The sequence below is a fragment of the Vagococcus sp. genome (genome assembly GCF_036639995.1).
GTDB lineage: Bacteria > Bacillota > Bacilli > Lactobacillales > Vagococcaceae > Vagococcus.
On sequence record NZ_JAVWHO010000001.1, the window covers coordinates 78510 to 91249 of the forward strand.

At 33.6% G+C, this 12740-nt stretch carries 14 protein-coding genes, 1 pseudogene and 1 riboswitch; of the genes and pseudogenes, 14 read left to right on the forward strand and 1 reads right to left on the reverse strand.

The features are described from left to right. Nucleotides 1-211: 211 nt before the first annotated feature. From RR554_RS00460 to thiD, 9 genes are all read left to right on the forward strand, one after another. The gene (locus RR554_RS00460; protein WP_332467208.1) at nt 212-916 is read left to right on the forward strand and encodes a transglutaminase-like domain-containing protein; all 705 of its coding nucleotides are present in this window, start codon (nt 212-214) and stop codon (nt 914-916) included. Between the two features lie 93 nt (nt 917-1009). After that, a riboswitch (TPP riboswitch) is annotated at nt 1010-1099 on the forward strand. 152 nt (nt 1100-1251) lie between these two features. Beyond that, a complete protein-coding gene (locus tag RR554_RS00465; RefSeq protein WP_332467209.1) occupies nt 1252-1818 on the forward strand; it encodes an ECF transporter S component in 567 nt (188 codons plus the stop codon). Continuing rightward, nucleotides 1815-3206 (forward strand): ATP-binding cassette domain-containing protein, encoded by a 1392-nt coding sequence (locus RR554_RS00470; protein WP_443081305.1) that lies wholly within the window; start codon nt 1815-1817, stop codon nt 3204-3206. Before RR554_RS00465 ends, RR554_RS00470 begins: the two co-directional genes overlap by 4 nt. Then, the gene (locus RR554_RS00475; protein WP_332462146.1) at nt 3178-3834 is read left to right on the forward strand and encodes a CbiQ family ECF transporter T component; all 657 of its coding nucleotides are present in this window, start codon (nt 3178-3180) and stop codon (nt 3832-3834) included. The genes RR554_RS00470 and RR554_RS00475 overlap by 29 nt, the downstream gene beginning before the upstream one ends. Nucleotides 3835-3846: 12 nt before the next feature. Then, entirely contained in the window at nt 3847-4533 is a 687-nt protein-coding gene (tenA, locus tag RR554_RS00480) for a thiaminase II (protein WP_332462145.1), read from the forward strand. Beyond that, complete coding sequence (gene thiW / locus RR554_RS00485) at nt 4514-5071, forward strand: energy coupling factor transporter S component ThiW (RefSeq protein WP_332462144.1); 558 nt, start codon at nt 4514-4516, stop codon at nt 5069-5071. Before tenA ends, thiW begins: the two co-directional genes overlap by 20 nt. Continuing rightward, entirely contained in the window at nt 5034-5870 is an 837-nt protein-coding gene (locus RR554_RS00490) for a hydroxyethylthiazole kinase (RefSeq protein ID WP_332462143.1), read from the forward strand. The genes thiW and RR554_RS00490 overlap by 38 nt, the downstream gene beginning before the upstream one ends. 2 nt (nt 5871-5872) lie before the next feature. Further along, on the forward strand, nt 5873-6526 hold the full coding sequence (gene thiE, locus RR554_RS00495; RefSeq protein ID WP_332462141.1) for a thiamine phosphate synthase: 654 nt from the start codon (nt 5873-5875) through the stop codon (nt 6524-6526). Continuing rightward, nucleotides 6516-7340: a bifunctional hydroxymethylpyrimidine kinase/phosphomethylpyrimidine kinase gene (gene thiD, locus RR554_RS00500; protein ID WP_332462140.1), complete on the forward strand. Its 825-nt coding sequence runs from the start codon at nt 6516-6518 to the stop codon at nt 7338-7340. The genes thiE and thiD overlap by 11 nt, the downstream gene beginning before the upstream one ends. 77 nt (nt 7341-7417) lie before the next feature. On the opposite strand, the gene RR554_RS00505 is transcribed toward thiD, so the two are convergent. Further along, complete coding sequence (locus RR554_RS00505; protein ID WP_332462139.1) at nt 7418-8182, reverse strand: DeoR/GlpR family DNA-binding transcription regulator; 765 nt, start codon at nt 8180-8182, stop codon at nt 7418-7420. 155 nt (nt 8183-8337) lie between these two features. Between RR554_RS00505 and RR554_RS00510 the strand changes: the two genes are divergently transcribed. From RR554_RS00510 to RR554_RS00530, 5 genes and pseudogenes are all read left to right on the forward strand, one after another. Continuing rightward, entirely contained in the window at nt 8338-9024 is a 687-nt protein-coding gene (locus tag RR554_RS00510) for a class II aldolase/adducin family protein (protein WP_332462137.1), read from the forward strand. 18 nt (nt 9025-9042) lie between these two features. Continuing rightward, complete coding sequence (locus RR554_RS00515; protein ID WP_332462136.1) at nt 9043-10506, forward strand: rhamnulokinase; 1464 nt, start codon at nt 9043-9045, stop codon at nt 10504-10506. A 5-nt stretch (nt 10507-10511) separates the two neighbouring features. Next, nucleotides 10512-10940 carry an RbsD/FucU family protein gene (locus RR554_RS00520; protein WP_332462135.1) on the forward strand — a complete coding sequence of 143 codons (429 nt, stop codon included), beginning with the start codon at nt 10512-10514 and terminating at the stop codon, nt 10938-10940. Between the two features lie 17 nt (nt 10941-10957). Beyond that, a complete protein-coding gene (locus tag RR554_RS00525; protein ID WP_332462134.1) occupies nt 10958-12460 on the forward strand; it encodes a sugar ABC transporter ATP-binding protein in 1503 nt (500 codons plus the stop codon). Next, nucleotides 12460-12740: pseudogene (locus tag RR554_RS00530) on the forward strand (hypothetical protein); the annotation flags it as partial. The gene RR554_RS00525 and the pseudogene RR554_RS00530, both read left to right, overlap by 1 nt.

Below are 12740 nucleotides of genomic sequence, written 5' to 3' on the forward strand. Positions count from 1 at the left end.
TGTTCACCGCGTATCATCAAATTTTTGCTGGTATGTCTGTTACTGAAGCAGCACATTATGCAGGATTTGATTCTTCTGCTCATTTTGCAGCAACTAGTAAAAAAATGACAGGAATGTCGGCAAAACTAATTAGTAAAGATAGCCGATTTTTGAAAGTTACTTATCGTTAAATTTTGTATACTTTGACTAACTTTAAAAAGGAGGTCACAAGATGGATAAGTACTTAGAAGAAACCAGGCTTTTAAACTTTAGACATAAGTCTATTCAACAATTAATCCGTGAAAAAGAATGGCAACAATTAAATCAGTATAACCAAATAGAGGCTATATATAATTTTGTAAGAGACGATATATTATTTGGATATAACCGAGATGATATGTTGAGAGCATCAGAAATTTTAAAAGATGGTTATGGGCAGTGCAATACGAAGGGCATCTTATTAATGACTTTATTTAGAAGTGTTGGTATACCTTGTCGGATTCATGGCTTTACAATCGATAAAAAATTGCAAAAAGGAGCTATTACAGGTTGGATGTATCAAGTAGCTCCTAAAAATGTTCTTCATAGTTGGGTGGAAGTGTATTTTGATGAGAATTGGTATTTTTTAGAGGGATTTATTATTGATCAAAGGTATTTAAAACAACTTCAAAATAAATTTACAGAAACTAAGCGTGATTTCTGTGGTTATGGAATTGCAACAAAAAACTTTGAGAATCCACCTATAATGTGGCAAAAAAATCATACATTTATTCAAAAAGAAGGAATTAATCAGGATTTTGGTGTGTTCGATTCGCCAGATACCTTTTTTTCTTCTTACAAACAACAACTTTCGCCAGTAAAAAAATTTTTTTACCAAACTATTGGTAGAAAGAAAATGAATCGAAACGTTGAGGATATAAGAAAGGGGAAGTATTAGTATTTTTTATTTCATGGAATTGTTATTTTAAAAAAGCTTAGACGCTAGCCAAAATAATGAAAGCGTGTTACACTCTGTTCATAACTTAATAAATAGAAACATTTGGGGTGCGTAAAAGCTGAGATAATACCCATTGAATCTGCTCCAGTTAGTACTGGCGAAGAGAAATGTATTCAATGATCGTTAAATAATAAGGATTTATTTAACTTACTCTGTTAATTCTGCCCAACCAATTTTTTGGTCGGGCTTTTTTTATGGAAAATGAATGGGGGGATACCCTCTCTTTTAGCGCTTCTTTTGTTTCTTGTTAAGAAAATAAAAGGAGGGCTTTTTTTATGAGTCAAAAATGGACAGTTCAAGATGTTATTTTACTTGCTTTTTTAGCATTTTTATTTGGTGGCGTATTTATGGGAGCAGGTTTTTTATATGCTATATTGTCAGCAACATTAACGCCATTTGGCTTAGCACCATTTGCTAACGAGATTTTATTTGGTATGTGGACAATGGCTGCCCCAGTAGCTGGTGTGCTAATTCCTAAAAAAGGAAGTTCTCTTTTAGGCGAATTACTTGCTGCTCTTGCAGAAATGTTATATGGCTCTTATTTTGGGCCTGGTGTTTTAGTTTCTGGTTTTTTTCAAGGATTTGGAACAGAGCTTGGCTTTATAGCAACCAAATATAAAAGATTTGATACGTTACCTTTAATAATAGGGGGAATAGGTACAACGGTTTTAAGTTTTGGTTATGAGTATTTTAAATTTGGTTATGGCACATTTGGTATTGGGATGATTGTAAGTCTGTTTGTAGTTCGCCTATTGTCAGTGTTGTTTTTTGGCGTTGTTATGGTGTCGTTAATTATGAAAAGTTACAACCGTGTTCAACTTTTAGCAGGAGCAAAATCATGAAAATGGTTATATTAGATCAAGTTTCATTTTCAAGAAACAACCAGCTTATTTTAAACTCTTTAGATTATGAATTTGAACAAGGTACATTTACTGTTCTTCGTGGGGATAGTGGAAGTGGAAAATCAAGCCTATTAAAATTAATCGCTGGTTTTACTGATTTAGAATACGATGGGAAAATTTTGGTTAATAATAAAGAGCAACGTTCACGCTCAATCTTAAATTGTGCATCAACTGTGGGAATGGTATTTCAAAATCCTAATCAGCAGTTTACGATGGGAAGCTTAAGAAAAGAGATAACCTTTGCTTTAGAAAATTTGTTAATTGAACATAAAGAAATTGAGCAAAGACTTAAGAAAGCAGTTGATTTAACAGGAACCCAAAATTTGATAGATCGTGAGATTACGAGTCTGTCTGGTGGTGAAAAACAGCGAGTATCACTAGCTGTTCTTTTAGCAATGGATTCCCCAATACTATTATTAGATGAGCCCTTTGCTAGTATCGATAGAGCGTCAAGAAAGCAGTTGATTGGCCTATTAGGTCAGTTACGTGATTTAGGGAAAACCATTATTCTTTGTGATCATGATTTGTCAGATTATTGCTCTATGGTAGATCAGGTTGTCACACTTTCAAAAGATGGCTTAAAAAGAGAGACGCTGACCATTTTAGAAAATGACTTAACACCTATTTTGTCAAAAAAAACGAATTCAATTAATAAATTAATCACCCTAGATCAAGTAAAAATTTCTCAAGGAAAAAGAGAACTTTTAACATCTACAGATTTTTCATTTCAAGAAGGAATCACAACTCTAACTGGTGATAATGGAATAGGAAAATCAACCTTATTGAAGGCCATGGTTCAGCAAAAAAAATATAATGGCAAAATGTTTTTGTACGAAAAAAGGATGAGAAAACAGCGCAAATTGTATCAGCAACTAACATTAGCTGTTCAGGATGCTACACATCAATTTGTTTGTTTAACTCCTAAAGAAGAACTTTCTTATAATGTTGAGTTGAGTCAAGAAGTTCAAAATAAACAAGTGGAGCTTCTTGAAAAATTAAATTTAATGGATAAGTTGAATGGTAGTTTGTTTCATCTAAGTGAAGGACAAAAGAAAATGATTCAATTGATAGCAATGATTAGTTTGGATAGAGAGGTTTTACTTTTAGATGAACCTTTTACTGGGTTAGATGAAAAAGCCTGTCAGATTTTTATGGATTGGATGAAAGAAAAGGAACAACAATTTATCATTGTTTCTCATAGACTTGCACCTTTATCTGGTAATAGTGATCATCATGTTGTTTTTGCTAATCAATCGTTAAATTTTATAGGTGAACAGTTAGTAAAGGAGAAATATCCATATGACTATTGTCAAAACCAATTCGCTTAATCTATGCGTTTTATTGTTTTTATTTACTTTAGAAATATCTTTTACTAAGTCGCTTGGGTTAAACAGTTTCATTGTATGTCTAAGTTTTATCTACTTAATTAGCCAAAAAGAATGGCTTGGCTTAATAGGATTGTTTTTATTACCTTTGATACCAGCACTTTCTACTTATTGGTCAGTTATGGTTCATGGTTCAGGAAGTGCAGATGCTTGGGTTTTATTTAGTCGAACATTTGCTTTTGCTGCACTTGGCATGATGTTTGCTTTTGGTATTAATTTGGAAGAATTATTACTTATTTTAGAACAAAAGAAAGTTCCAACTAGTTTCGTCTATGGCATCTTAGTTGTGCTTCATGCAATACCTGATATTAAAAATGAGATTCAAGGACTAAGAGAAGCAAGTCTTCTTCGTGGGAAAAAAATGACTATTTTTTCACCACTTCTTTATTTAAAAACCATCTTTGTTGCTTTCAATTGGCGAAATCATTACTCAGAGGCTATTCAATCAAGGGGGTATGATGATTTAGCCAAAAGAAAACCATCTACTCGGTATATAACTCCCAAGTATTATTTAATGGTTTCAACAATCATTTTTGCTGTCGGAAATAGTTTGCTTTTTATATCAAATTAGGAGGAATAAAGAATGTTTACAAAAAAAGCTAGAGCGTTAACGGTTCCATATTGGGAAGGAAGTTTTTCTCATCCGTTTGTTAGGGGATTACAGGAAGGAACATTGGGCGATAAAGAATTTCGCCATTATTTATTACAAGATCGGTATTATTTAGAACACTTTAGTAAAATTCACGTATTAATAGCTGAAAAAATAGAAGATAAGGAAGTAAAAGAAATGCTGCTTCTTGGAGCAAAACATTTAGCAGAAGGCGAAATAGCTATTCGTGAGAGTTTCTTTAAAGAGTTAGCCATTACAGAAAAGGAAATTAAGGAAACGCCCATTGCAGCAACAGCCTATAATTACGTCTCTCATATGTATCGTCAGCTATTAGATGGTTCCTTAAATAGTGCAGTGGCAGGACTTTTACCTTGCGCTTGGTTGTATCAAGAAATTGGAACGGAATTAATCAAAACAGGCTCACCTAACTCTCTTTATCAGCGGTGGATTGAAACTTATTCTGGTGAAGAAGCTAAAGATGAGGTGATGTTTCAATGTAGCTTACTGAACCGGTTATATGATGAGTCAAATAAGGAAGTACAACAACAAATGCTTGACGTTTTTGTTATTAGTTCGAAAATGGAATATCTATTTTGGGGTATGTCTTTTACACTAGAAAATTGGCCAGAAGGTGATTTAGATGCCACAAGTAAGTACTAAATTACAGAAAATGGTGATTCTCTCACTAATGATCGCTTTAGATGTTATTTTATCTCCGCTTTTTCGGATTGAAGGTATGGCTCCAATGTCCAGTGTGATGAATGTGATTGGAGTCACTCTTATGGGCCCGTTATATGGCATAGTAATGGCTACAATTTGTGGACTACTTAGAATGCTACTTTTAGGTGTTCCGCCTTTAGCCTTGACGGGGGCAATTTTTGGCGCTTTTTTAGCAGGAATCGGCTATAAATATAGTCAAAACATTTATGTTGCGATGTTAGGAGAAATTATCGGAACAGGATTAATTGGCTCTCTTCTTTCATATCCAGTAATGGTTTGGTTTACTGGTAACACCCAAAGTATGTATTGGTTTATTTATACGCCAAGGTTTTTTGGAGGAGCTATTTCAGGAGCAATGATAGGCTATTTAGTTTTTTTAAAATTAAAAAACGTCTCTAAATTTAAACAAATTCAAACATTATTTAAAGGGAGTGTCACAGATGAATATAACAAATACCCATCCATTTCGAATGAATGATTCACGTTCTTTTTTTAAAACATCCCCGTTAATTCACTGTATCACGAATGAAGTTACCTGTGAAAGCATGGCCAATGCGCTGCTTTACGTTAATAGCAAACCAATCATGGCAATGGATCAAAGAGAATTTACTCAATTATTTCAACAAACAGATGGCTTATTACTGAATTTAGGCCATCTTTCGGTTGAAAGAGAACAACAACTTATATCAGCCAGTGAATTTGCTCTTAAATTTAATATACCAACAGTTGTTGATGTAGTTGGCGTTTCAGCTTCATCGATTAGAAAAGACGTAGCTTTAACATTGTTAAAAAATCGCCCCACTGTCGTTAAAGGGAACACCTCGGAGATGAGGAAATTGTGTGGGTTGCTGAGCCATGGACGAGGTGTTGATGGCAATCAATCAGACCAAGAAAAAACATCTCTTATAGAATTAGCTGAAAAATTAAATGAATGGACACAAAAATATCCCGCCACTAGTTTTTTAGCTACGGGAGAAACAGATGTAATTGTAACTAAAGATAATAGTATTTTTCTATCAAATGGGGTACCAGAACTTGATCAAATCACTGGAACAGGTGATATTGTCGGAGCCTTGATTACCTCTTTACTTGCCCAAAACTATTCTGTTCAAGATAGTTTAGTTGGGGCAGTGACTTATTTTAATGTGTGTGGTGAAAAAGCGAAAAAGACATGTGGTAATCAGTTTGGTATGGCAGATTTTAGACACCAACTTTTTAATGAACTCTCAGTAATGCATGACAAAGAAAATTGGTGGCATCAAGTGAAAGGAGAATAACAATGATTGAAGACGTGTTAAGTTTATATTTGGTGACAAATTCAACAAATTTAAGTGAGCAACAATTTTTAGAAATTGTTTTGGAAGCCTGTGAAGGAGGCATTACGATGCTTCAGTTACGAGAGAAAGAAGCTACCACTTCTGACTTTTATGAACGTGCTTTGAAAGTAAAAAAAATTACAGATTCATACAATATACCATTAATTATTAATGACCGTGTTGATATTTGTTTAGCGGTAAATGCTGATGGCGTTCATATAGGTGATGATGAATTACCAGTTTGGAAAACACGAGAATTAATCGGACCTGATAAAATTTTAGGTGTTTCAGCTAAATCTGTTACAAGAGGAATTGAAGCTAAATTTGAAGGAGCAGATTACCTCGGTGTGGGTGCCATTTATCCAACAACAACAAAAGTTCAAACTAAATTAACATCAATGGAGACTTTAAAACAAATTATTTCAGAAGTTAAAATTCCTGTCGTGGCAATAGGTGGTATCAAAGAGAACAATATTTTATCATTTGAAAATACTGGAATTGCTGGGGTATCTATTGTAAGTGATATTATGCAAGCAATTGATGTTCCTGAAAAAGTAGTTTCTTTGAGTGAAAAAGTAAAATTGATGAAAAGAGGTGTATCTATCCATGACAATTAATAGTACACCACAAGTAGTCACTATTGCAGGAACTGATTCAGGAGGCGGTGCTGGTGTTCAAGCCGATTTAAAAACATTTCAAGCAAGACAAGCCTTTGGAATGAGCATTATCGTCGCACTAACAGCGCAAAATACGTTGGGCGTTCAAAATAGTTTACCAGTTCCGTGTGAGTTTATTGATGACCAATTTAACTCATTAGCAGCAGATTTTCAAATTAAAGCAGCTAAAACAGGTATGTTAGCAGATCATGAACATGTAGCATGTGTTGTCGAAAATTTGAAAAACAGTAATTTTGGTCCATTAGTTGTCGATCCAGTGATGATTGCTAAAGGAGGACATGCTCTTTTAAAAGAGGATGCGATTGAAACAATAAAAAACGAGTTACTACCTTTAGCTTTTATTGTGACGCCAAATTTACCAGAAGCAGAAGTTTTAGTTGGCTATCCAGTAACAACAGAAAAAGACATGAAACGAGCTGCTAGAGATTTGCAGAAATTAGGCGTTAATCATGTGATTATTAAAGGTGGTCATTTAGAAAAAAATGAAGCAAAAGATTATATTTTACTTGAATCAGGTGAAGAGTATTGGTTAAAAACTAAACGAGTTGAAACCATTAAAACCCATGGTACAGGGGATACCTTTTCAGCTTGTATTGCTGCAGAGTTAGCAAAAGGAACTGATGTTAAGGAGGCCATATTTATTGGAAAACAGTTTATTCAAGGAGCGATTTCAGAAGAATTGTTTGTAGGGCATGGCCATGGACCGACAAATCATTGGGCTAAACTAGTAAAAGATGTGGAAGTTATTGTTTAGAAGAATTAAATGATAAAAAATACCTTTCGAATATTGTCAATCAGACAATTTTCGGAAGGTATTTTTTCATTAAACCTCTAGTAAAGACAATCAATGTCGTACTTATTAAATAATTTTATGTATTCTTTTTCAGGTTTTTTATTTGTGAGGATTGAAGAATAGGTGTTTAAATTAGCTACTTTAAAAAAATGAGTGGCATCAAATTTAGACTCATCTGCTAATAGTATTGAGTTATTAGCTTTATCAATGACTTGTTGTTTAATTCGAGCCTGACTTAGACTGGATTCGTAAACACCATTAACATCCATCCCGCGACAAGAAAAAATAGCTAAATCGATGTTGAATTGATTAATAAAAAAGGAGGTAAAATCTGTTCCAACAATGGAACTTGAATTCTTTTTTATCTGTCCACCAAGCATGAAAGCTTTGATAGATTCATCATTCATATCACTAATGTTTAATGCTACTTTAATACCATTAGTCAACACGACTAAATTTGAAACATTTTTTAATAAAGGAACGAGTTGTTGAACAGTACTACTGGAATCTAAAAAAATACACATCCCATCTCCAATAAAATCTCTTGCCATTTCACAAATTTCTTTCTTTTCCTTAATAAAATTGGTCTCTCTATAATAAAAGGATGGCTCACTTGTTGTCGCCAAGTTTAAAATGACTCCCCCATGAACTCGGCGTATTAGTTGTTGAGATTCAAGTTTTATTAAATCTCTTCTTAGTGTTGAAATGCTACAAAATAACATTTCGGCTAATTCCTCATTTGATATTTTCTTTCTCTTTTTTAGAATATTTAAAATTTGTGTCAGACGTTCTTCTTGCAGCACACTATTTTCCCCCTTATGAATAGTTTTGAACAATTGTGAACAGATTTGATGATAGAAATGATAAAAAATTCATCATATCGTTCAAATAAATTTATCGGCTAATTTTATATTAGAATGAAAGCGGATTTAAATCAATGAGAAAAGAGGTTGTCAGGATGGATTTAGAGAAAATAAAAAATGAAATATGTGATGTTTGTAATAAAATGTGGCAAAAAGGTTGGGTAGCAGCCAATGATGGTAACGTTTCTGTTCGATTAGAAGATGGTACTTTTTTATGTACACCAACAGGGATTAGTAAAAGTTTTATCACACCAGATAAATTAATTAGAATAAATGATTCTTATGAAATTTTAGAAGCAAATGAAGGATTTAAACCTTCAAGTGAAATTAAAATGCATTTAAGAGTCTATCAAGATAGAGAAGATGTCAGAGGTGTTGTTCATGCTCATCCACCGGTAGCCACGGCTTTTGCTTTAGCTAAAATTCCATTAGATAGTTACTCACTAATTGAAAATGCTATTGCGATTGGTTCCATACCAATTGCGCCATTTGGTATCCCTTCAACAGATGAAGTACCTGAAAGTATTGCACCATTTTTACCCGAACATGATGTACTACTTTTAGAAAATCACGGAGCTTTAGCTGTTGGCTCAGATTTAATCACAGCTTACTACCGTATGGAAACTTTAGAGCTAGTTGCTAATACTGTTTTTCATGCCAGAATGCTTCTTGGAGGAAAAGAAGAGGAAGAAATTGATCGTGAGACATTAGAAACGTTATTTGATATGAGAAAGAATTATAAAGTAACAGGAAAGCATCCAGGATATAAAAAATATCACTAACATGAAGGAGTTTTTTACATGAACTTAAATGTTTTGGCATTTGATTTTGGAGCTTCTTCTGGTAGAGCAATAGTCGGTAAGTATGATGATCATCAATTAGAGTTAGAAGAAGTTCATCGCTTTGAAAATAAAATGTTAGAAAAAAATGGCACACTTCATTGGAACACAGAGTATTTACTGGAAAATATTTTGGTAGGAATTAAGAAAGCCACTCAAAAATATGATATTAAAAGTTTAGGAATTGATACGTGGGGAGTTGATTTTGGTTTAATTGATGCTTCTGGTAAGTTGTTAGATGATCCGGTTCATTACCGAGATGAAAGAACAAAGGGAAGCTTAAAGTATCTTGAAAATCTAATTTCTAAAGAGGCACTTTATCAGCGAACTGGGAATCAGTTAATGGAAATTAATACCTTGTTTCAGTTGTTGACAGTTAAAAATAAACAGCCGGAGTTGTTTAAAAAAATTGATAAGGTACTATTAATGCCAGATTTAATGAATTATTTATTAACAGGTGAAAAAAAAGCAGAACAAAGTATTTCATCGACCACTCAATTAATGAATCCCTACACCAAAAAATGGGATACAGAACTAATGGAACAAGTTGGTTTGCCTACTCATATTTTCCCTGAGCTTGTTAAGGAAGGGAATGTTTTAGGAGTGATAAAAGAGGAATTTAATCTTCCTCAGATAGAAGTTATCAATGTATGTGAACACGATACAGCAAGTGCCGTTTTAAGTGTTCCTTCAAATCAAAATTTTCTATTTATCTCTTGTGGTACATGGTCCCTTGTAGGTACTGAGCTTGCTGAACCGATTATTTCTAAAAAGGCAGAAAACTACAATTTAACCAATGAAAGTGGCAACAATGAAACCACGCGTTTCTTAAAAAATTGTACGGGACTTTGGATTGTTCAAGAATTAAAAAGGTACTATGAGGCCCAAGGTGAAAACTATAGTTATGAAGAAATCACTGATATGACTAATAAAAAAATGCCTTTTAAATGTTTAATTGATACAGATGATCCAAGGTTTACTTCACCAGGCAACATGAAACAAAAAATTCAAAACTATGCAAGGGAGACTAATCAAGTGGTCCCTGAAACTCCAGGAGAATTATTCCGAGTAGTTTATGAGAGTTTAGCGTTTAAATATAAATACACAACGTTAGAAATAATTGATGCTGTTGGGCAGGAATTTGACACAGTTAATATTGTTGGTGGTGGCTCAAAATCGAGTTTACTTTGCCAAATGGTTGCTGATGCAACGGGTATGAGAGTATGTGCAGGTCCAGTGGAAGCAACAGCTATTGGAAATATTATTCAACAATTATTGACTCATGGTGTTGTTGAAAATATCTATGAAGCAAGAGAATGGATTAAGAAAATTTGTCAGGTAACGTATTATTATCCAGAGAGAAAAGTTGAATGGGAAGATCAGTTTTCAAGATATCAAAAGTTACTAAACAAACAATTGAGGTGAGAAACATGTTAAATAAAATCCCTAAAAATCTTTCCCCAGAATTGGTTAAAGTCTTGATGGAAATGGGACACGGAGATGAAATTGTTATTGCTGATGGAAATTATCCAGCAGCAAGTAATGCTAAACGATTAGTTCGTTGTGATGGATTAGGCGTTCCAGAACTTTTAGTAAGTATCTTAGAACTCCTACCAATGGATACGTATCAAGAATATGCAATTGGGCTAATGGAAGTTGCTAAAGGAGATGACACTGTTCCAAAGATTTGGGAAACGTATCAAAAAATTATCCAATCAGCAGAGGTTGAAAACCAAAAGATAGAAATGATAGAGCGTCAAGATTTTTATGACCGTAGCAAAACAGCTTATGCCATTATAGCAACAGGCGAGGAAGCAATATATGCCAATATCTTACTTAAAAAAGGTGTTGTCAGATAAGAAAGGAGGGATGAATTATGAATGAAACAATTTTAGAAATGACTGGAATTTCTAAAAGTTTTGGAACGGTTCAGGCACTAAAAGAAGCAAATCTTTGTTTAAAAAAAGGAGAAGTTCATGCGTTAATGGGGGAAAACGGCGCGGGAAAATCAACCTTAATGAAAATATTAACAGGAATCTATGAAAAAGATTCGGGGAAAATTGTTTATGATGGCAACGATATTGAATATAAAAATCCTAAAGAAGCAATGGATGCTGGAATTGTTATTGTTCATCAAGAGTTAAATATGATTAATCACTTATCTGTTGCTCAAAATATTTTTATTGGTCGTGAGTCGATGAAAGGAATTTTTACTGATGACTCTGATATTAATAAAAAAACCAGAGACTTATTTGAACGCCTTAACATGGTGATTGATCCAAAAGAAAAAGTTGGACATTTAACAGTTGGTAAAATGCAAATGGTTGAAATCGCTAAAGCTATCTCAATGAATGCTAAAATTGTTGTTTTTGATGAACCAACTGCGGCATTAACTGAATCTGAAATTAATGAATTATTTAAGATAATTATGGATTTGAAACAACAAGGAATAGGCATTGTTTATATCTCTCATAGGATGGATGAAATTAAAAAGATTACGGATCAAGTAACGGTTATGCGCGATGGTGAATATGTGGGAACAATTGATACAAAGAAATCCACCAAAGATGAAATCATCGATATGATGGTTGGCCGTGTTATTTATGAAGAACCAAAACAACATTCAGAAGTGGCAGAAGATGCAGAAGTTGTTTTATCTGTTAAGAATTTATCTTTAGGAAATAAGGTAAAAGATTTAAGTTTTGACCTAAAAAAAGGAGAAATATTAGGTGTTTCTGGCTTAATGGGGGCAGGTCGAACAGAGATGGCAAGACTGATCTTTGGAGCAGATGAAAAGGAATCAGGCGAGATCTTTATTCATAATCAACAAGTAACTATCAATCAACCAAAAGATGCAGTGGAGCATGGTATTGGTTATCTTTCTGAAGATAGAAAACAATTCGGAGTCATTGTCGGGATGTCTGTTGAAAATAATATTGTGATGACTAATGTTGATAATTACGTTAGTGGTGGTTTGATTAATGATAAAAAAATTAATGAAACTAGCAATAAATTTATCGATATGTTGGGCATAAAAACTCCTTCAGCTCATCAATTGATTCGTAATTTGTCAGGTGGCAATCAACAAAAGGTTGTTATTGCTAAATGGTTAGAACAAGACAGTGATATTTTAATTTTTGATGAACCTACTCGAGGGATTGACGTTGGAGCAAAAAGTGAAATTTATGAACTAATGACAGAACTAACTAAAATGGGTAAATCTATTATTATGATTTCTTCTGAATTAACTGAAATATTAAGAATGAGTGACCGAATTATGGTGATGTGTGAAGGAAGAAAAACTGGAGAAGTAGATATCTCAGAAGCGACACAAGAAAAAATATTACACTATGCAACAATGAGAGAGGCGGTAGTCTAATGGAGAATACATTAGAAAAAACAGAACTAGAAACTCAAAATAAGAGCGGGTTAAAAAAGTTGATTGACAAAATTGGCTTACAGCAATTGATTATTCTGATTGTATTATTTTTAATTTATGGCTTTTTTGCCATGATGAGTCCAGCATTTAGAAGCTCTTCCACATTAACAAGTATTTTAGATGCCTCTTACTATGTTGGCTTTTTAGCATTAGGTGTGACCTTTGTTATTATCACTGGCGGTATTGATTTATCAATTGGAACAAACATGATGTGCGCTGC